This window comes from Sporosarcina sp. YIM B06819 (genome assembly GCF_033485175.1).
Classification (GTDB): Bacteria; Bacillota; Bacilli; order Bacillales_A; family Planococcaceae; genus Sporosarcina.
The window spans coordinates 28828-49392 of the sequence record NZ_JAWLIQ010000028.1; the positions used below are offsets into that span (position 1 = coordinate 28828).

A 20565-nucleotide genomic window follows, 5' to 3' on the forward strand; every position below is an offset into this window, starting at 1 on the left:
TATAGTTGCGATTGCGGTGATTATTTTGGTTGTCATTTTTACGGAGTGGAAAACGCGCTGAGGGGTCATATGTTGACGAGAAAAGGCAAAAGCCTAAGCGATTGGCTTTACGCGTGTGCTCGGATTATCGGTGAAAGAATAATAATGGTATACTTAAACGAAATTAGAGTGGAAAAGAGTGAACAGATATGCTGACATTTGAACAGAAACAAGCAATTATTGAATCCTATCCGGAATTATCACGAAAAGACGTGTCTATGAAACGGGTTAATTATCATTATGAAGACAGTTTATACGACAAGACAGTTGTCGTTCAGCATCTTCATCCAAATGGCAACGGCTTTGTCTATGTAGCCGGAATTGCGGGGTATGATGCGGATGACCGAGGACTCGTCAACATACGTGAAGCGACAGAAGAAGAATTACGCAAAACGATTGCAGACTCTATTGCGTCATTGTCGCAAGGGGAAGTTGAAGAACAGGCTGTTGAGCAGCACTGGGTAAATGGTGCAGGAGAAAAGCTAGTGTTGATGGAAGAGTTAGGCGCTTGGAATTTATATCATGGTTTGAACTTAGAGGATAGCTTTGGCGACTATGCTGAAGCTGTTGCTTACTTGAAAGAAGAGCAGTTCAAACAGGTGCAAGGTGAACCCAAGTGAAGGGTCAACACCTTGTCATCGGACTTGTCCTATTCGTCATTGTTATCGTCGTAGCCATTTATTTCTCAGTGATGGCGACGTTTAACAAAGTTGAGAATAGCATGGAGTCAGTTGTTGAAGTGATGGATTATCGTTTATAAGAGAAAGCGCATCTGTTTTAATGCCAGATGCGCTTTTTTGTAGTTAATGCCAATTTCCCGCCTTATAGGGGCCTTTCCTAAAAGGTAACCACCAGTTCCATTTGCCAAATAGCTTCATAAGGCTTGGGACGAGTAACAAGCGGATGATGGTGGCGTCAATGGCGACTGCAATGGCGATACCGACGCCTATTTGTTTAACCGGCATAACGTCCGTAAAGGCGAATGCACCCGTTAGGACAATCATGATGAGTGCAGCCGATGTGATGATTTTGCTTGTTGTTGCAAGCCCTTCGACGGTTGCGCGGTCGTTGTCAAACGTATTCGCATACTCCTCCTGCATCCGTGAAATCAGGAATACTTCATAGTCCATGCTTAACCCAAAGACGAGGCTGAAGACGATGACAGGGATGATGAGTGCGATTGTGCCGGCTTCAATTCCGAAATGCCCATACTGGAATATATAAACGAGAATGCCGAACGTGGCGGACAATCCGACAATGTTCATTAGAATTGCTTTAATTGGGATTAAGATTGACCGGAAAGCAATCATTAGGATGATGAACGTTGATACGATTATGACGATGAGCACGTAGACGATTTTATCCCATATTTCATCGAAGATTTCCTGATTGAACTTCGGTTGCCCACCAATCAATAAATGTTCAGCCGCGTTCTTCTCGGACCAATCACGTGTCCACTGCTGTGCTGCATCAGAATCACCAGCAGCTCCGAGTGTTACAGGAATCATTAACTGTTTATCTTTGACAAAAGTTTCGACAAGGGGTGAAAGACCAGCAGCGATTTCAGGTACTTGTATGGCCTGTTCCCATTGCTCAACTGAATCGATATCACTAGCTGTAAAAATGGTTGTTATTTTATCGACTAATGGATCCTTTGCCAGCTGCTCTTCTAATGTTTTCATAGCTTGAAGGCCTGCTGTATCCTCCCAGCCGTTTGCGCGTTCTGCGATGACGTAGACGGATGATTGTGCGCCAAGACCAAATGTGTCATCCATTAATTCGAAAGCTTGACGCGTATCATACGACTTAGGGAGTGAGTCGATGGCTGGAATCGTCAATTCCATATTTTTTACAGGAACCATGGCAATGCCAAGTAGTATAAATGCAACGATTGTAATGGTGACGGGCCGTTTAATAACACGATGTGCAAATTTACGCCAATTGTCTGCGCCGTTAGTTTTTGGCTTGAGTAATTGCCATTTGTCGATGCGATCGCCGAGTGCGATGAGCACAGATGGTAGCAAGGTGATAGAGCTAAGAACAGCCATACCAACTACAATCATGCCGCCAATGGCAATGTTCTGGAAAATGTCAACTCGGATAAGCAGCATAGCACCCAGTCCGATGAAGACACAAAACGCAGAGAAGATAACAGATCTTCCCGCGGTACGGATGGTTGTAGCGACGGCTTCATGCATCTCGCTCTTTTTGCGTTCCTCGCGATAGCGGCTAATGAATAACAAAGCGAAGTCGATACTAAGCGCGAGCCCAAGCATCGGGATAATATTTAACACGAAAATAGATAGATCCATTTGTCCGCCGAGAATCGTCAGTACACCGAATGAGGTAACGACTGTGACGATGCCGATGATGAGTGGTACCAAGGAAGCGACGACTGTTCCGAAGGCGAAAAGAAGGATGATAATCGCAATCGGCAGGCCGATGGCTTCAGCTGTCATTAAGTCATGCTGACTGGCTGTATTGATATCCTTTGAAATGGCAGAAGCACCTGTCAGTGTGATTCCTTTTTCATCGCCTATTGCATCTCGAATATCCGTAACGATGTCGGACATGTTTTCTGTGTGATTGTTAAAATGGAGCAGGGCGTAGGAAACGCCTTCTTTATATTGGATACCATTGTCCAGCGGTGAATCAATTGCCGATGTGACGTCAAGTCTTTCAATAGCATGAAGCGTCGATTGAATTTTATCATCTGGAATGTCATCGAAAACGACAAACATTGTTTCTGCTGGCATATCAAATGTATCGGAAACGATGTTCATTACAGCGGCGTGTTCGCCATCCATTTCAAATCCGTCACCTTCGAGGAGTCCAGGTAACTTGATCGCGAAAATGGTCATTACAATGAAAATTGCAATCCAAGCAAAAATGATATACTTATGTGCGCTCGTTACAAATCGCGCGAGTGTACGCATACAATCCATCCTTTCGGTGTGTAGATTGACTCTATCCTTCTATCATAGCGGAAAATGTTGGAGATGTCTTTTTTCGGAAAGGCTGTAAGCGAAAGATGTGAGACTGTCAGTGGAAACGTGGGAACTGTAAGTGAAAAGAAGCTAACTGTCAATGTACCAAGGAGAGCTATAAGGGGAATTAGCCGAACAGCCATGTCGGAAATAAAGACAAAGAAAAAAGCCAATCCTCGAAAGGATTGGCTTTTGAATGGTTAGTTTAAATTAGTTTTTGTTTACGTTTGTAGCTTGAAGACCACGTTGGCCTTGCTCGATTTCAAACGTTACATCTTGGCCTTCTTCAAGAGACTTGAAGCCTTCTCCTTGAATAGCTGAGAAGTGAACGAATACGTCGTCGCCATCTTCACGTTCGATGAAGCCAAAACCTTTTTCTGCGTTAAACCATTTTACTTTACCTTGTTCCATGTTTGTATCCTCCTCGTATGCTATGTGCATACATTGTGTTACTATCCTTGCTCAAGTCTTGAAGCGGTCAAGATTTATTCGAGACCATCGCGCCGAACAAAAATAATTCTTCTTTATCATAGCAGAGCCTAAATGGGAATGCAAGTAAAAAGATGAAATTAAAAAAACAAATTGAGAACCTGATAGATAATTGCGGCAAGTGTAGCTGAAATTGGCAATGTAATAACCCATGTTACGACGATTTTTTTAGCAACACCCCAGTTAACTCCTTTAACACGTTGTGCAGATCCTACTCCCATTATTGCGGAAGAAATGACGTGTGTTGTACTGACAGGTAAATGAATAAGAGTTGCCCCGAAAATGATGATGGCAGATGATAAGTCCGCTGCTGCGCCATTGACTGGACGAATTTTCATGATTTTGCCGCCGACCGTCTTGATAATTTTATAACCGCCGATAGACGTTCCAAGCCCCATTGCGGTAGCTGCGGCAATTCGGACCCAAAGCTGAATATCATCGCCTGTTTGTAAATTGGCAGCAATTAAAGCCATTGTAATAATCCCCATCGCCTTTTGAGCATCATTGGTCCCGTGCGTGAACGATTGCAACGCAGCCGTACCAATTTGTAAATAGCGGAATCGGGTATTTGCTTTGAATAAATTTCTGTTTTTAAATAAAATCTTGAACAGCGACATCATCAAGAATCCGCCTGCAAGTGCGATGAACGGAGAAATGAGTAGTGCTTGTAAAATTTTTAAAAAGCCGCCGTAATTCAAAATCCCCAGCCCGGCAGCAGAAACAGCGGCACCTGCGATAGATCCAATCAAGGCATGTGAGGAACTGGATGGAATTCCGTAATACCAGGTAATCAGATTCCAAGCAATTGCCGAAAGAAGTGCAGCCAAGATTACGAGTGAGCCATTTTCAAGGACGAATGGGTCGACGATATCTTTGGAAATGGTTTTTGCGACACCTGTAAATGTTAGTGCACCGATGAAGTTCATAATAGCCGCCATCATAATAGCGGTACGTGGTTTTAGCGCGCGCGTTGAAACGGATGTCGCGATGGCATTGGCCGTATCGTGAAATCCGTTGATGAAATCAAAAGCAAGTGCAAAAACAACGACCAGTATCGTAAGGAAAAGTATTGTATCCATAGGTCGCCTCCTTACGCGTTACGCATTATGATTGTTTCAATTGTATTGGCAACATCTTGGCAGTAATCAGCGACATCTTCTAGTTGCTCGTAAATATCTTTGAACTGAATGATGCGAATAGGATCTTTTTCACGGATGAAAAGTTGTTTGATAGATGTACGAAGAACTTCATCACAAATGCGTTCGTATTCTTTAATTTGCACAGCATGATCACGCATCGCTTCAAGTTTTCTTTTAGAGAGTAACTGCATAGCTAAGACGATTTCATCTGTACTTTTCACGATGTTTTCCATGAATTTCTGGACATATTCATCGATCTCAGTGAGTGAAAACATTTCAAGATGTGCTGCAAATTGTTCGACACCATCTAGGATATCATCCATCTTAATAGCTAATTGTAAAATATCTTCACGCTCGATAGGTGTCATGAATGACTTATTAAGCTTGGTAATCAGGTCGTGAATCAGCGTGTCGCCTTCCGTCTCGTAATTTTTAAGTTTAATGCTGACTTCCTTTAAGTCGGCAGCTGTTTCTACCTTGAAATTGTCTGCATAATGAATTGCTTCTTGTACATTTTCTGCAATCGTTAATAATGCAGTAAAGAAAGGGTCTGTTTTACGTTGGTTAAACATCATTAGCCTCCATCCGTCTCCGGAAATAAATTATTGTAACCTTATCATAACAAAATGATTCGAAATTAGGACAAATTTCGACAAGATTTACACAAACGTAACATAACTTTTACAATAAGGGGATTGCGCTTTTAAAAAGTGATAATTCAGTAATAAAAGTGTACTTCTTTAGTTTACCCTTTTCTCTAATAAAACTAACAATGTTCACGCTAAACAATTGTCTCAACTGATAAAAGGGTTGAATAAAGAGGAAATTTAATTTTTAGTAAATTGAAACTTATGATGTAACCATCCGTATATATAGGTAACGCAGAATAGTGGAAGTGGAGGTGATGAAATGGAACTGTTTGGGATGCCAATTGTGCAAGTGTATTTGACGGTGTTAATCGTCGCGGGACTCGTGACGTTACTGTACATCTTTTTCAGTGACATGGCGGAGGGCGTTGGTGAGATAAGTCCGTTGTTAGATCCGGCGGTTGTACTTGCATTTATAACACTTACTGCAGCCGCTGGTTATATACTGGAACAAGTGACAGCTTTGAACAGTGGAATCATTTTAGGTATTGCATTAGTCATCGCAGCTATACTCGATTTTCTTCTTTATTTCTTCGTGCTTTTACCGTTAAGATCTGCGGAAGTATCGCTTGCCTATACAGATGAGTCACTCGCAGGGCAGGTAGCTAAAGTGATCGTGCCTGTACCGGTAGATGGTTTTGGTGAAATTGTCATCGAGACGGTAAGTGGGATTTTATCGAAAAGGGCAGCAGGGTACGAGAATACGGCAATTGAATATGGCAAAGAGGTGCTTATCATTGAAGTAAAACATGGGACATTCATCGTTAAGGAGTATGAACCATTCCGCTTCAAATAATTTTTTTAGGGGGAAATAATATGATGGATATGGGAATTTGGATTGCACTTGGAGTTGTCGCTTTTGTTTTATTAGCGGTGATTCTCGTCTATGTATCGAAGTATAAGACGGTCGGGCCAGATGAAGCACTTATTGTGACAGGCAGTTATTTAGGGGCAAAAAATGTACATACGGATGAGTCAGGCAATCGGATTAAAATCATCCGTGGCGGCGGTACGTTCGTGCTGCCGGTATTCCAACAAGCAACACCGCTAAGCTTATTATCGAGCAAGCTGGAAGTGACGACGCCGGAAGTGTATACCGAGCAAGGTGTTCCAGTTATGGCGGATGGAATAGCCATTATTAAAATTGGTGGTTCAATCTCTGAAATTGCGACAGCTGCAGAACAGTTTTTAGGGAAATCAAAGGTTGATCGTGAAAACGAGGCGAAAGAAGTATTGGAAGGTCATTTACGTTCAATTTTGGGCTCTATGACAGTTGAAGAGATTTATAAAAACCGAGATATGTTCTCGCAAGAAGTGCAACGTGTGGCTTCACAGGATTTATCGAAAATGGGGCTTGTCATCGTTTCATTTACAATTAAAGATGTACGCGATAAAAACGGTTACCTCGATTCACTAGGAAAGCCGCGTATTGCACAAGTGAAACGCGATGCAGATATTGCAACGGCTGAAGCCGAAAAAGAAACACGTATTAAAAATGCAGAAGCCTCTAAAGAAGCACAAAAAGCAGAAATTGAGCGTGCGACTGAAATTGCGGAAGCGGAAAAAGAGAACCAGTTGAAAGTGGCAGATTACCGCCGTGAACAGGACATAGCGAAGGCGCGAGCTGACCAAGCGTATGAGCTACAAACAGCTCGCTCTAAACAGGAAGTAATGGAGCAAGAAATGCAAATTCAGATTATTGAGCGTCAAAAGCAAATTGAATTGGAAGAGAAAGAGATTTTACGCCGTGAAAGACAATATGATTCTGAAGTGAAGAAAAAAGCGGATGCGGATCGTTATGCGATTGAGCAAAATGCGGAAGCTGAAAAATCTAAGCAAATTACAGAGGCAGATGCTGAAAAGTACCGCATTGAAGCACGTGCGGCGGCAGATGCAGAAAAAGTTCGTCTTGATGGGCAGGCCAAAGCCGATTCACTACGCGCACAAGGGGTATCAGAGGCTGATATTATTCGCCTGAAAGGTCTTGCGGAAGCGGAAGCGAAACGTAAAATTGCTGAAGCATTCGAACAGTACGGGCAAGCTGCAATGCTTGATATGATTGTTAAAATGCTGCCAGAGTATGCGAAGGAAATCGCAAGCCCACTGTCTAACATCGATAAGATTACTGTTGTTGACACAGGTGGCGGCGAAGGCGGCGGTGCCAATAAAGTAACGTCGTATGCAACGAACTTAATGTCTACATTGCAAGAAACATTGAAAGCTTCTTCAGGCATCGACGTGAAGGAAATGCTGGAGAATTATTCGGGCAAGGGAACAATTCGTCCGAGTATTGATCAGCTTACGAGCGAAGTGAAAGCGGCGAATGCGAAACAATTTGTTGAAAAAGAAGTTGTTGTTGACGAAGCAGAATGAGTTTTAAAGGGAAGAGTCCATGCACAATTATTGTGTATGGACTCTTTTTAATATGAAATTAATTCATTTAAGAAAGTTTGAGGTATGATAACTAGTATAGTTAAAATATCCTAGATAAATAGATTGACAATTGTTATAATTGATAAAAGCTGTGAGAGTACTAAATAAATTAGGGGGTGGAAAATGCTAACCTATTCAAACAAGTCATTTGCTGACTATACAGAAGAAGGGAATCCAACCTTGCGTCTTAGCTCGGTTGAAATCATTTTACTAGGAAGGTGGGAAGGGTTGTCAAATGCCCTTCTAACATTACATAAAAACCAATTCTTTATGGTGAAGTATAACGACAAACGCTTCGAAAGGGAATCCTATATACTATTAGAAGGTGTTGTAGAAATAGAAGTAAATGGGTGTCGTCGTGTGATGGAAATTGGTGAGGTACTCGATGCTTCCTCCTTTAAACAGACTGTGTCGTTTTATGGAGAAACAGAAGCCGTTTTTTTACTTAAAATAGATGCAGAGGCTTATGAAGAACATTTTCTTGAAATGCAGATGCTTCAAAAAGAAGCTGAAGAAATTGAGTTATTAGATGGCTATACCTATCATCACTGTGATCGTATTAAAAATTACACCATTGAAGTATGGAAGCACTTGGATATGCCGGGGGATACCCAAAGTCTTATTTTGTTAAGATGGGGATCTTATTTTCATGATATTGGCAAACGGGCGATCCCATTGGAGATATTGAACAAGCCAGGTAAACTAACCGATGAGGAATGGGAGATTATGAAATCCCATACAACGGAAGGTGCAAGAATGGTACGAGAACATGCTGTGAAATGGCTTAAAGATGTTGCATTTATTGTTGAGCAACACCATGAAAGGCATGATGGCACGGGTTATCCATATGGTTTAAAGGGGGATGAGATTGCGTTGGAAGCATCCATCGTTTCTGTCGTTGATGCCTTTGACGCTATGACAACCGACCGTGTCTATAAGAAGGCCTTGTCGATTGAGGATGCAGTCGAGGAGTTGAAGGCGGGGAAAGGGACGCAGTTCAATCCAAAAGTTGTCGATGCTTTTATAGAAATACTGAAGAAAAAACAGTTTAAGTGGAAATGAGAAAGACTCGGATAGCCGGGTCTTTTTTCTTGCACATATTAAGGGGGGAATCCATTGGACTACATACAAACGATGAGAAAAATGGTTGGCAAAGAGCCTTTATTAACAGTAGGTTGTGGTGTCATTATTACAAACGAGGGAAAAATATTGCTTCAGCACCGGACGGATGAAGATAATTGGTGTATTCCGGGTGGGGTGATGGAGCTGGGAGAAACTTTTGAAGAGGTGGCAATAAGGGAGACTTATGAAGAAACGGGATTGCATGTGGAGGGGTTACAGTTGTTTGGCCTTTATTCAGGGGAGTCTTGTTATGTCACTTATCCAAATGGCGATCAAGTATACAGTGTGCAGGTTATTTTCCATTCAGATCATTATGAGGGCAAGCTGAAACAGGATGGAGCTGAAAGTAAGGAGCATCGTTTTTTCAGCAAAGATGACTTGCCGGCAAACTTAAATCCAAGACAAAAAGCATTCATCCAAGACTGGGCACATGAAAAAAAGCTACCAGTCATGAGATAATGAAAGCACTTACACTCGAAAGGTGATGGCGAAATGGATTATCGTATTGAACATGACACATTCGGTGAAATTAAAGTACCTGCGGACAAGCTATGGGGAGCACAGACACAGCGTAGTAAGCAAAATTTCAAAATTGGTGAAGAAGGAATGCCGATCGGCGTAGTTCGTGCATTTGCTCATTTGAAAAAATCGGCAGCCATTGCGAGCCATGCACATGGTGCTCTTTCAGCTGCAAAAATGAAAGCCATTTCTGCAGCCGCGGATGAAGTGATTGCTGGGAAGTTGGATGCTCATTTTCCGCTTGTCGTTTGGCAAACAGGGAGTGGCACGCAATCGAATATGAATATGAACGAAGTGCTAGCCAATCGTGGCAATCAATTGTTGGAGGAGTGGGGCGAGGAAGAACTTCTGCATCCAAATGATGATGTGAATAAATCACAAAGCTCGAATGATACATTCCCTACAGCGTTGCATGTCGCAGGTGTTATAGCGGTCCAACAGCAACTCGTGCCAGCTATCGGTCAGTTGAAAGCGACACTCGGCAAAAAGTCGGAAGAATTCATGGATATCATTAAAATCGGCCGAACGCATTTACAAGACGCGACGCCATTGACACTTGGACAAGAAATTAGTGGCTGGCATCGCATGCTAGAGAAGACGGAAAAGATGATTCAAGACAGTGTTGAGTCGATGAAGGAACTAGCAATCGGCGGAACTGCAGTGGGGACAGGTTTGAATGCACCAGCGGGATTTGGAGATCGTGTTGCAGAGGAAATATCGAAGGCAGTGGGCATCGAGTTCACATCTGCACAAAATAAATTCCATTCATTAACGAGCTATGATGAAGTCGTTTACGTTCACGGTGCCATCAAAGCGCTGGCGGCAGACCTCATGAAAATTGCCAACGATGTGCGTTGGTTGGCAAGCGGACCACGTTCAGGTATTGGTGAAATTACGATTCCAGAAAATGAACCGGGAAGCTCTATCATGCCAGGAAAGGTGAACCCGACACAAAGTGAAGCGTTAACGATGGTTGTCGCGCAAGTGATGGGCAACGACGCAACAATCGGTTTTGCGGCAAGCCAAGGAAACTTTGAGCTAAACGTTTACAAGCCTGTCATCATCTACAACTTCCTACAATCCGTGACGTTGTTGAGTGATGCGATGATTAGCTTTAATGATAACTGTGCGGTGGGCATTGAACCAAATCGTGATGAAATCGCACGTAAAGTGCAAAACTCACTGATGCTAGTTACGGCACTAAATCCGTATATCGGCTATGAAAATGCTGCGAAAATCGCAAAAGCTGCCCATGCAGAAGGCACAACGCTGAAGGAAGCAGCACTCAAAACCGGCTTGCTGACAGAAGAGCAGTTTGACGAGTATGTAGATCCTTCGAAAATGATTGGGAAGTAAGGAGTCGAATTCAGCATGTATGAAAGAGATTGTCCTTATTGTAATTTGCTCGCAGATCTCGAGCAGCAAATTATCTTTGAAAACGCAACATGCGCTTATATTCAAAAGCCTTCGGAACAACAAGTGTTGGAAGGAAGCGGTTTAATTGTTCCGAAACGGCATGCAGTCGATGTTTTTTCATTGACGGCGGAAGAGTGGAGCGATACGCAGGAACTCCTATTGAAGGCAAAAGTCCATTTGGAAGGGCGGCATGGACATGATGGTTATTCAGTGGGCTGGAATACTGGAAAAACAGGCGGTCAATCGATTCCACATGCACATTTACACGTCATTCCACGCTTTTCGGACGAGCCTCATGCAGGAAAGGGCATTCGTTATTGGATTAAACAACAAGACAATCGCCGGTAATCCCAAATTGTCCACAATTCTGTAACTCATAAAATTGACGGTTTGGGTTATGATGGAAGAGTAGATTCAAAAAGTAGGAGTGGACATTTCATGAAAAAACGATTCATGCTCGTCTTGTTTGCCATGACACTCGTCGTTGCAGCATGTGGTCAAAAAGCAGATACAGACCATGAAAAAGGTCAATTAGAAGTAGGGCAACAACAGCAATTGCCAAACGGTGATTTGCAGGAAGTAACGGCATCTGCCGCTGAATTACCAGCGTTTTTGGATGATAAATCAGAAGAAATGCGCCTTGTCTATCAAGTTGCAGGTACAGCAACGGACATCCTTGATTATATGCCATGCTATTGCGGTTGCGGCGATAGTGCAGGACATGAAAGTAACAAAAACTGTTTCCTCGATGAGATTCGCGAAGACGGATCTGTTGTGTGGGACGACCACGGCACACGCTGCCAAGTTTGTCTTGAGATTGCGATACAATCTGTGAAGATGACACAGGAAGGCAAGTCGTTAACAGAAGTACGTAATTTTATTGATGAAACCTATAAAGAAGGCTATGCGAAACCAACGGATACGAAGATGCCGTCTTAAATAGTTAGCAAAAAAGCAGACACAATCGCGTGTCTGCTTTTCTGTTATTTAATATACGTATCGCTCACCAAATGGTCTTCCAAAATGTCTGTCGGGATTTCAAATGTCCGAATGCCCATGTAGCCCGGTGCAATCTCATATTTGTCGAATGAAATGACGAGCTTATTGTTGTCTGTAATATAGAATGATTGGCTCGGCAGGATTGTTTTAAATTCTGAACCGAACTCGTCCGCCGTAAAGTAGATGACATTTTCATCTGCAGCCATTTGCCGTGCCATTTCATCGACGATGTAAGAATTGATAGCCTCGATGTATTGATCGTCTTTAAAAAGACTTGGTAAAGTGATTAAAATGCTGTTTTGTTTATCAATCGTGTCGTATTTCATAGTCGTGGAGGAAGATGCGACGGTGTTTACTTCGTAACGAGCAATGGATAATAGTTGGTCGTTATCTGTTAATATTTCGTACCCCGAGTCGACACCAAGATGTCCGCCGCCAGCCTTTTCCATTTCCGCAACGTCCTGCTCAAACTGTTCGAAGAGTTTTTTGTTTTCTGCAATGTACTTGTCGTTCAATGTTGCTTGTAGCTCTTTATCTGCCAATCCTTCAATTGCCGGTATAGCAAGATCCGCTTGATACGTTTCTTTATCCACGGTCAATTGTTGTACGGTTAAGACATTGACGATTGCGCCAAGCCCAGGAACGTTGGCCATCGCCTGTGCGAATGACGGACTCATATTGATGCTACCTATGAAAAGAGCAGCTGCCGCGGCGGCACCAATTGTCCACTGTTTTACAACGGGACGTTTCTTCTGTGAAGCCTTTGCCTTTTGAATGGACGCATTGACAACATCCTCTAATTCAGGTGGGATTTCTATGTCATTGTAATCCTTTTTTAACTTATCTAGTTTCTTCATCACCTAAACTCCTCTCCAATTTCGATGCGTAGTTTCTTCAAAGCTGCATATAATCTCGTTTTGACCGTATTGACATTATCGCCCGTCACTTCGGCGATTTCATCAATTTTCAAATCCTCGAAAAATCGTAGAATGATAAGGCTCTTATATTTCGGCGGTAGCTGGTCAATGGCGTTTTGCAGATCAATATCGGTGATGTCATCTTCCAATTGCGGTAAAAAGCTATCGAGAATTACATCGTCCATTACGGTTACCCGCTGATGCTTGCGAATAAAATCAATGGCGGTATTGACAACAATCCGATAAAACCACGTTTTCATATAAGCTGGTTCATCGAGTCGATCTACTGAATGTAGCGCTTTTACAATGGCATCTTGTACAATATCGAGTGCATTTTCTTTATTGCGTACATAGCTATACGCCAGCCGATAATGGGCTTCACGGTTATCGACTATAAATTGTTCTACGAGTTTAAACTTCTCATTTTTTGTCATGACAAACAATTCACCTTCTCCAATTTTCAACATGTCGCGAACACGTTACAGTTATTTGACGGGTGGTAGGCGTGGAAAGTTTGATTTGCAATTAGAATCGTAATGCCGCAATTACAGGTTTAGCTTAGGCATTTCTTGTGTAATTTCTGCAAAAGGCGCAGAAATTACACAAACCGGACTCTTCGTTGTCCGGTTTGCAATTAAAAGTAGAAAGTTGGAATTACAGGTTTAGTTTGAGCATTTCTTTTGATTAGACAACCTAGCCTAGTTCACAGAATTTTTTGTAAGACAATCGTAAAGCTATGGTAAAATAAATACAAGAGCAAGGGAGTGAGTGTAATGAAGGATATACCATTTGTTGCGTCATGGAGCGGTGGGAAAGATTCCGCGATGGCGTATTATCGGGCGATGAAAGCGGGGGGCATTCCGCAACGACTGTGGACGATGTTTGAAGAGGATAAAGAGCGGTCGAAATCACATGCATTACCTTTTGAAGTTGTTGAAGCGCAAGCGGAAAAATTGGGTATTCCATTGATGATTCGGGGAGCAAGCTGGAGTGGCTATGAGGAGCAGTTTTTAGATGCCATGCAGTCATGCAAGGAGCTCGGCATTGACCATGCTGTTTTCGGAGATATTGACCTTGAAGATCATTTACAATGGGTGCAGAAAACCTGTGCAAAGGTTGCTATGGAAGCGGTGCACCCGTTATGGCTGGAGCCTCGCCGTAGTTTGTTAGAGGAGTTCGTGGCGGCAGGATTCGAGGCTTATATTGTCGTTGTTAATACAAAAATGATGCCGGCACATTTCGTTGGCCGTAAATTTACGGTAGAGCTAATGGATGAATTGGATGCACTTGGTATTGATTCGTGTGGAGAATCTGGTGAATTCCATACGGTTGTTGTAGACGGGCCAATTTTCAGTGAGCGTGTGCCCGTCGTGTTTTCGGGACAGCATGAAAGGGATGGCTATGTGTTTTTGGATGTTACACTTAGAAAATAGGTGTGAATGATGAATTACGACAACATATTTATGGGTTTGGAACGTAATTCCAGCGGAACGGGGTGTTTTCGTTGCAGGTGAAAAGCTGGAGATGGCTTTTAACAGTCGTGCTGATGTTAGTGGCGTGTTCTCCGATGGTTCATCCTTCTACGGTTTATCCCGAAGAAATGCCAAAGGAGTTCGATTTTAGTGTGGAGTATGGGGTGGACGGCAAGCAGAAGGTTGATACGTTTACGGATACCGTTGTGAAGGATTTGGTGATAGACGGCGTAGTGGAGACATCTATAGCGTTAACGGATGAGGAAATGCAGGATGTTTATAATAAAATGGTTGCGCTCGATATCATGGGGAAGCTGGATTTTGAAGAGGATGAAAATGCACAATGTGCGTCTGAACCTCAATTACGAACGGAATGGGTCGTTCATCTAAATGGGGATTTGAGGATCATTCGGTATACGTTGCTTTGTAGTGATACACCGGATTCACAATCTATTATGCATTTACAGGAATATGTTCATTCCCTTATGGTGGCGAAAGAAAAGTATCAACAGCTCCCAGAGTCGAATGGCTATTATGAATAAATCAATAAACTGGGGGATTGACGTATGACACAGTTTGACAATACTTACTCCGAAGCGTTCCAACTATTTGATAATGGTCAGCTAGAAGAAGCGGAAACGCTTTACAGAGAATGTCTTTACTTGTCGGATAATGATTTAGAGAAAGAGATGCGCTCCTTACATGGACTAGGTTTTACGCTCGCGATGCAAGAGAGGTTTGCAGAAAGCCTCGATTGTTATAAAAGGGTCCTTGCAATTTCGCAGATAAAACAAAATGTATCTGATGAAGCAATTGCATATCATCAAATTGGGATGGTATACCGCTTGGAAAAGGATTATGCGCAAGCTTTGCAAGCGTTCGGACAGGAGAAGGAGTTAAGAGAAAGGTTGCTACCGGAAGATTTCATAGGTTTTTCTGCAAATGCTTATGAATTTGGCATCATTGCACTTGCGGAAAATCGACTATCAGAGAGCAAACGATTTTTTGAAGAAGCATTGCATCAAGGTCAACAAGCGAATGATTTGATGTGTATTGCCTGTGCGCAAAGAGGAAAAGGGCAATATTTTGTAGCGAACGGAGAAATTGACAATGCGGCAGAGGCTTTTTCGATGAGTATTTCGGCTTTTGAACAAGCTGGTGTGGAAAATGCGGCACAAGAAGTACGCTTGATGCGACAGGAATTTTGTTATGGCGAAAAATTACAGTAGAAATATTTTTACGTTTTGACTATTTATGGTCAAAGCCATAAAAGAGAGCGGAGGTCTGATAAATTTGAAGTTACAAAAATGTAATCACTGCAATGCTCAATTTACCAGGGGGGAAATCAATAAATCTCTTTGGCTAGCCTATCGACCAATTGTCTGCACACAGTGTGGTACAAAACATAAAGTACTAATTGCTTCAAGACTTTTGTCCGTTGTAGTTACTGTACCTTTTGCTTTATTAGGAATATATCTAGTGAATAATTACAATCAGTCTCTATTATCGGTACTATCCATCATTATTCCCTTGACCCTTTTAGCGTCTGTGATCTCCCCTTATTTGGTGAGATATAGTGATGATTATTGAATGTAAATTAGTTGGAATGAAGCGATCTATGTAAAGGAGAGGTTCGTCATTCACCCGACAATAAGTGTAACAAGCCATTTAGAAGAGGATGGCTCAATTACAATGTCATTAAAGGACATCGATATAGTTGAAAATGCAGATTCAATCGAAGGCGTTACCGATTTGATAGCGGACTCGCTCATTGATTATGCACAAGAATATATGGATTCATTTTCAAAGTATTATAACTCGGCGAATCGCAAAGCTCATTTGCCATTCGTTTTAAAAGTAATTGCACAACCAGATTGTGAAGCCGTCAAGGCGCTTATTCATTATGCTTAATTGGATAGGCATTGAACATTTTTATGAACTTAATGATTATATTAATTGTTTGAAATTAGCAACCCCTATCTACAATTGTCGAAAGCCGCAAACATAGACAGGGGTTACTAATTTATCTCAACAAATCACCCAATTCCTTCTCCAAAAACGGTTCGGCATTCAGCAAGTTTTTGAATGAAGTGTAGCGTGTAAAGTCATCCATCGACGGCTTCCGTCCTGTCTGATAGGCCCGTATCAAGACGTTTTTCGGTGTATGCTCCATATCAATAAACTCCAGCAATTGTGCTTCGTAGCCGACTAGCGTTAATAGCTCGGCGCGGATAGAGTCGGTGGCAAGTGCAGCGAATCGTTCTTTGATAAGTCCGTGCTGAAGCATAACATCGAGCTCCGGAGAATTGATTTGCGAGAACAATTCATGCTGGCAGCAAGGAACGCTCAAGATAACTTTTGCCCCCCATTTGACTGCGCGAGCAAGCGCCATATCGGTCGCGACATCACAAGCATGTAGCGTGACGACCATATCGACAGATGTTTCGTCGTTGTAGTCATTAATATCACCGACAAGAAACTCCAAATCGTCGTAGCCAAGATCTTGCGCGATGCGACTACATTCCTCAATCACTTCTTTTTTCAAATCAAGCCCAGTCACCTTAATATCGAGCCCTTTTTCGATGCTTAAGTAATGATAGAGCGCGAACGTCAAATAGGATTTCCCGGAGCCGAAATCGAGAATACGCACAGTACGGTCCTTTGGTAAATGAGCAAGGGAATCATCAATGAATTCGACGAAGCGATTGATTTGCCTAAACTTATCGTGCTTTTGCTTTTTTACTTTGCCATCGGGTGTTTGGACGCCGAGTCGTACAAGAAATGGATACGGCGTATTTTCATCTAATAAATAATTTTTCTTGCGATTATGTGACAGATCAGCCACTTTACCAGAGTTCACTTTGTCCGATTTCCACATCACTTTGAACTTTTTGGATAGTTGGACATGGATTTTTTCATCCGAAAACTCAGCATGGATTTGCTTGAAACGCACAAGCAGTTGTTGTAAATGTCCCGATAATTCTTCAGGTGTGACGTTTTCGTGTTTTAAGATACGTTCAAACTGATATTCAAATTGAATATGTAGCTGTCCTTTTATTTCCACAGGCTTCACTTTTATACGCTTCAACTCGTCCGACTTTGTTCGGGGCTGGCTGATCGTTGCGTTAATGAAAGCCCCATCTGTCATCCGACGTGTGAGTTCTTCTAGTAATTCTTCGAACTGCATATTTATCTCTCCTAAGTCAATCGGGTTAGTTATTCAAAAAAATCTTTAGAATAAGATTAACAGATTTGATTAGTGATAAACAGCTATTTACACGACGAGAAAAAGCGTATTCCTTGCCAACCCCAAGAAATGCGCTTTTCCACAAGAGGAGGTATTATTTCGGTGGCGTATCTACGATGTTGGGCGCCTGCCGTATGTTGTCACCTTACCATTAAGATTCCCCAAAATAAGAATATTAAACCTTATCGATTTAATTGTATTTGCAAAACACAATCATCAGTCATCAAAGATATACGCATGTCGAAACGCTATTATTTCCCGGGGAATTTATCGGAAATAACATGAACTTGTCGTTGCTTGTTTGTTTGGAAAATATTGTTTTATAGAAAAAGTTAAAAAAACTATCTTAAATTTCCCGGGAAGATGGTATGATACAAATAGATTTTTAAAAGGAGGTTTTACAATTGACGAATGAAATGTATCAATTAATTTCTATTGTGTTGTACATGGCCGCGATGATTTTTATCGGTTGGTACGCTTTTAAACGTACATCTAATCTAACGGATTATATGCTTGGCGGACGTGCGCTTGGTCCAGCTGTAACCGCTCTCAGTGCTGGTGCGGCAGATATGTCGGGTTGGTTGCTTATGGGATTACCAGGTGCAATCTATTTGAATGGCTTGGTTGAAGCTTGGATTGCTGTCGGATTGACAGTCGGTGCGTATTTGAACTGGGTATTTGTAGCGCCACGTCTACGTGTCTATACACAAGTATCAAGCGATTCCATTACAATTCCAAGTTATTTGGAAAGTCGCTTGAAAGATAAATCACGTCTGTTACGGATTGCTTCTGGTATCATCATTCTTATTTTCTTTACGTTTTATGTATCTTCAGGAATGGTTGCGGGCGGGAAGTTCTTCCTTAGCTCATTTGGTTTAGATTATCATCTTGGTCTGTTAATTGTTTCAGGTGTCGTTATTTTCTATACATTATTCGGTGGATTTTTGGCAGTCAGTTATACAGATGTCGTACAAGGGGTTGTTATGTTTTTTGCTCTTCTTCTTGTACCAATTGTAGGCGTTTTCATTACAGGTGGATTTGCAGAAACGACGGAAAGTATTCGTGCTGTTGATCCTCAATTGTTGAATTTTGTATCAGGAGCATCGTTCCTTGGTATTCTGTCAGCTGTTGCCTGGGGACTAGGCTATTTTGGACAACCACATATTATCGTTCGTTTCATGGCACTTACTTCGCATAAAGAAGCGAAGAAAGCACGTCGTATCGGAATTAGCTGGATGTTCTTGAGTTTATTCGGTGCGGTTGCGACTGCACTTATTGGGATCGCTTACTATCAACAAAATACAAATGCATCGTTGGAAGACGCTGAAACCGTATTCATTGTTCTTGGACAGATTATTTTCCATCCATTTATCGCGGGGATTATGCTGGCAGCTGTTCTTGCTGCAGTTATGAGTACAATTTCTTCTCAACTGATTGTATCTTCTTCAGCACTTGTTGAGGATTTATACAAAACGTTTATGAAGAAAGATGCGACAGATAAGCATTATGTCTTTTTAGGAAGAATGGCTGTTTTGATTGTTTCTATTATTGCGATGGTGCTTGCGTGGCCTAATAACGAGTCCATTTTAAGCATCGTGGCATTTGCATGGGCTGGTTTTGGCGCCGCATTTGGTCCAATCATTTTACTGTCTCTCTACTGGCGTAAACTGACGACACAAGGAGCACTTGCAGGTATGATTACAGGAGCAATTACGGTTATGATCTGGGGAAATGTCGTGGCGTTAAAATCGTTGATGTATGAGATTGTTCCTGGTTTCTTACTTTGTTTAATTGCCGCAGTAATTGTTAGTAATATGACATACAAGAAAAATGCAGACATTGAAAAGGAATTTGATGCAGCGATGAAAATTTTGAAAGAAGATAAGTAAAATGGAAAGCCTGTGGTGTATACTGCAGGCTTTTCTTCTATTCGGAAAGAGGGATTGGGCTTATGAAACTTGATCATGTTGTGTATTTTACGAATCGTACGCCAAATGAGTGGGTAGCGGAACAACAGCATGCTGTTGTAGGCGGTTGCCATGAGCAATGGGGAACGTATAATGCGTTGTTATATGTGAAAAATGCTTATATCGAATGGCTGTCCGTTGAACGACCGGAAGTTGCAGAGCAGGTGAATCATCCATTGACGAGGTTATTACTACACGACCTTAAAGAAGGCGAAGGCTGGGGGACGATTTGCCTATCTGTCGATGATATTAAGCAATTTAATGAGGACATTAACAATAAAGGATTCAACACATCTGGCGTACTTTCTGCAGAACGAAGAACGGCTACTGGCCAATTGCGAAAGTGGAAAATGCTATTTGTCGATCAACCCGTTTCAAATGAATTGCCGTATCCATTTTTTATCGAGTGGGAGGATGCGGAGGATATTCGTTTTGCTAAGCTACGTGAAGAAGGCACGATTTCCTCGGCTAATGAACAACTTAAAATTACAGAGTGTGTGTTCAGTGTAGAGGATCCGTTGAGAGAGACGGCGGAGTGGGCGATTTTATTGTCCAAAAAAGTGGGGAACGCTGATGATATTGCTTTGTCCAATGTCTTGTTGAAATTTGTGGAACATGAAGGTGGTAAGGATAGATTGACGGATGTTGTCATTGGGCAGGCTAATTAGCAAAGAAATCGCCCCAATTGGTGCGTGAATCTGCATATGGTAAGATAAATGGACCTATGGTAAGGCTAGAGAGGGGGTGACAGCAGTTAAAAATATTTTATAAAAAGTTGTAAACGAACGTTTGTTTTTATTTGCGGAAGGGTAAATAAACTAAAACCAGTTAATTTGTCTGTAAAGAAAGCGAGGTTTTAGTCAATGATTACGTCGATGAAAGTGATGTTAAAACCAAATAACAAGCAGCTTTCGAAACTATTTCAATACGCAGGAACAAGTCGATTTGCTTACAACTGGGCATTAGGTCAACAGCAAGAAAACTATAAAAATGGTGGAAAGTTTTTATCAGATAACCTGTTGAGAAAACGTTTCACACAGCTAAAAAAAATAGATGATTATCACTGGTTGACTGGCATCAGCAATAACGTACCAAAGCAAGCGATAAAAGATGCTTGCGGTGCCTACAAAAAATTCTTCAATGGGAAAGCGAAGCATCCAACATTCAAATCG

At 41.9% G+C, this 20565-nt stretch carries 24 protein-coding genes; 17 read left to right on the forward strand and 7 right to left on the reverse strand.

Annotation, left to right across the window (positions count from 1 at the left end):
• Positions 1-188 precede the first annotated feature (188 nt).
• Together R2B72_RS16190 and R2B72_RS16195 are read left to right on the forward strand one after the other, a co-directional pair.
• Entirely contained in the window at positions 189-659 is a 471-nt protein-coding gene (locus R2B72_RS16190) for a hypothetical protein (RefSeq protein WP_318617802.1), read from the forward strand.
• Positions 656-799, forward strand: a complete 144-nt coding sequence (locus R2B72_RS16195; RefSeq protein WP_318617804.1) for a hypothetical protein — start codon at positions 656-658, stop codon at positions 797-799. The genes R2B72_RS16190 and R2B72_RS16195 overlap by 4 nt, the downstream gene beginning before the upstream one ends.
• Before the next feature lie 43 nt (positions 800-842).
• Here R2B72_RS16195 and R2B72_RS16200 read toward each other — a convergent pair whose 3' ends face one another.
• From R2B72_RS16200 to R2B72_RS16215, 4 genes are all read right to left on the reverse strand, one after another.
• Complete coding sequence (locus R2B72_RS16200) at positions 843-2975, reverse strand: MMPL family transporter (RefSeq protein WP_318617807.1); 2133 nt, start codon at positions 2973-2975, stop codon at positions 843-845.
• A 261-nt stretch (positions 2976-3236) separates the two neighbouring features.
• A complete protein-coding gene (locus R2B72_RS16205; protein WP_067205063.1) occupies positions 3237-3437 on the reverse strand; it encodes a cold-shock protein in 201 nt (66 codons plus the stop codon).
• A 158-nt stretch (positions 3438-3595) separates the two neighbouring features.
• Positions 3596-4594: an inorganic phosphate transporter gene (locus tag R2B72_RS16210; RefSeq protein ID WP_318617810.1), complete on the reverse strand. Its 999-nt coding sequence runs from the start codon at positions 4592-4594 to the stop codon at positions 3596-3598.
• A gap of 11 nt (positions 4595-4605) precedes the next feature.
• Positions 4606-5226 (reverse strand): DUF47 domain-containing protein, encoded by a 621-nt coding sequence (locus R2B72_RS16215; protein WP_318617813.1) that lies wholly within the window; start codon positions 5224-5226, stop codon positions 4606-4608.
• A gap of 337 nt (positions 5227-5563) precedes the next feature.
• On the opposite strand from R2B72_RS16215, the gene R2B72_RS16220 reads away from it, so the two are divergent.
• The 7 genes from R2B72_RS16220 to R2B72_RS16250 all read left to right on the forward strand — a co-directional run bounded on the left by R2B72_RS16220 (position 5564) and on the right by R2B72_RS16250 (position 11730).
• The gene (locus tag R2B72_RS16220; RefSeq protein WP_318617815.1) at positions 5564-6097 is read left to right on the forward strand and encodes a hypothetical protein; all 534 of its coding nucleotides are present in this window, start codon (positions 5564-5566) and stop codon (positions 6095-6097) included.
• A gap of 23 nt (positions 6098-6120) precedes the next feature.
• Positions 6121-7674 carry a flotillin family protein gene (locus R2B72_RS16225; protein WP_318617840.1) on the forward strand — a complete coding sequence of 518 codons (1554 nt, stop codon included), beginning with the start codon at positions 6121-6123 and terminating at the stop codon, positions 7672-7674.
• Positions 7675-7857: 183 nt separating this feature from the next.
• Entirely contained in the window at positions 7858-8796 is a 939-nt protein-coding gene (locus tag R2B72_RS16230) for an HD-GYP domain-containing protein (RefSeq protein WP_318617817.1), read from the forward strand.
• Positions 8797-8850: 54 nt separating this feature from the next.
• Positions 8851-9315: an NUDIX hydrolase gene (locus R2B72_RS16235; protein WP_318617820.1), complete on the forward strand. Its 465-nt coding sequence runs from the start codon at positions 8851-8853 to the stop codon at positions 9313-9315.
• A gap of 33 nt (positions 9316-9348) precedes the next feature.
• Positions 9349-10731, forward strand: coding sequence for a class II fumarate hydratase (fumC, locus tag R2B72_RS16240; RefSeq protein ID WP_318617823.1), 1383 nt, complete (start codon positions 9349-9351; stop codon positions 10729-10731).
• A 15-nt stretch (positions 10732-10746) separates the two neighbouring features.
• Positions 10747-11139: an HIT family protein gene (locus R2B72_RS16245; RefSeq protein ID WP_318617824.1), complete on the forward strand. Its 393-nt coding sequence runs from the start codon at positions 10747-10749 to the stop codon at positions 11137-11139.
• 90 nt (positions 11140-11229) lie between these two features.
• Positions 11230-11730, forward strand: coding sequence for a PCYCGC motif-containing (lipo)protein (locus R2B72_RS16250; protein WP_318617826.1), 501 nt, complete (start codon positions 11230-11232; stop codon positions 11728-11730).
• Between the two features lie 44 nt (positions 11731-11774).
• On the opposite strand, the gene R2B72_RS16255 is transcribed toward R2B72_RS16250, so the two are convergent.
• Positions 11775-12647 carry a DUF3298 and DUF4163 domain-containing protein gene (locus tag R2B72_RS16255; protein ID WP_318617827.1) on the reverse strand — a complete coding sequence of 291 codons (873 nt, stop codon included), beginning with the start codon at positions 12645-12647 and terminating at the stop codon, positions 11775-11777.
• Entirely contained in the window at positions 12647-13141 is a 495-nt protein-coding gene (locus R2B72_RS16260; RefSeq protein WP_318617841.1) for an RNA polymerase sigma factor, read from the reverse strand. The genes R2B72_RS16255 and R2B72_RS16260 overlap by 1 nt, the downstream gene beginning before the upstream one ends.
• Positions 13142-13480: 339 nt before the next feature.
• Between R2B72_RS16260 and R2B72_RS16265 the strand changes: the two genes are divergently transcribed.
• The 5 genes from R2B72_RS16265 to R2B72_RS16280 all read left to right on the forward strand — a co-directional run bounded on the left by R2B72_RS16265 (position 13481) and on the right by R2B72_RS16280 (position 16090).
• On the forward strand, positions 13481-14140 hold the full coding sequence (locus R2B72_RS16265; protein ID WP_318617829.1) for a diphthine--ammonia ligase: 660 nt from the start codon (positions 13481-13483) through the stop codon (positions 14138-14140).
• 71 nt (positions 14141-14211) lie between these two features.
• The gene (locus R2B72_RS16270; protein WP_318617831.1) at positions 14212-14721 is read left to right on the forward strand and encodes a hypothetical protein; all 510 of its coding nucleotides are present in this window, start codon (positions 14212-14214) and stop codon (positions 14719-14721) included.
• 24 nt (positions 14722-14745) lie between these two features.
• Complete coding sequence (locus tag R2B72_RS16275; protein WP_318617833.1) at positions 14746-15408, forward strand: tetratricopeptide repeat protein; 663 nt, start codon at positions 14746-14748, stop codon at positions 15406-15408.
• A 25-nt stretch (positions 15409-15433) separates the two neighbouring features.
• On the forward strand, positions 15434-15769 hold the full coding sequence (locus R2B72_RS18710) for a TIGR04104 family putative zinc finger protein (RefSeq protein ID WP_412177870.1): 336 nt from the start codon (positions 15434-15436) through the stop codon (positions 15767-15769).
• A 60-nt stretch (positions 15770-15829) separates the two neighbouring features.
• Complete coding sequence (locus tag R2B72_RS16280) at positions 15830-16090, forward strand: hypothetical protein (RefSeq protein ID WP_318617843.1); 261 nt, start codon at positions 15830-15832, stop codon at positions 16088-16090.
• 112 nt (positions 16091-16202) lie between these two features.
• Here the strand turns inward: R2B72_RS16280 and R2B72_RS16285 are convergent, their stop codons facing one another.
• Positions 16203-17366 carry an SAM-dependent methyltransferase gene (locus R2B72_RS16285; RefSeq protein ID WP_318617834.1) on the reverse strand — a complete coding sequence of 388 codons (1164 nt, stop codon included), beginning with the start codon at positions 17364-17366 and terminating at the stop codon, positions 16203-16205.
• A gap of 464 nt (positions 17367-17830) precedes the next feature.
• Here R2B72_RS16285 and putP point away from each other — a divergent pair, with 464 nt between their 5' ends.
• The 3 genes from putP to R2B72_RS16300 form a co-directional block, all read left to right on the forward strand.
• Positions 17831-19315: a sodium/proline symporter PutP gene (putP, locus tag R2B72_RS16290; protein WP_318617835.1), complete on the forward strand. Its 1485-nt coding sequence runs from the start codon at positions 17831-17833 to the stop codon at positions 19313-19315.
• A gap of 62 nt (positions 19316-19377) precedes the next feature.
• Positions 19378-20061, forward strand: a complete 684-nt coding sequence (locus tag R2B72_RS16295; RefSeq protein WP_318617837.1) for a VOC family protein — start codon at positions 19378-19380, stop codon at positions 20059-20061.
• Positions 20062-20256: 195 nt separating this feature from the next.
• Positions 20257-20565, forward strand: a 309-nt coding sequence (locus R2B72_RS16300; RefSeq protein ID WP_318617838.1) for a transposase, incomplete at its 3' end; no start/stop codon positions are given.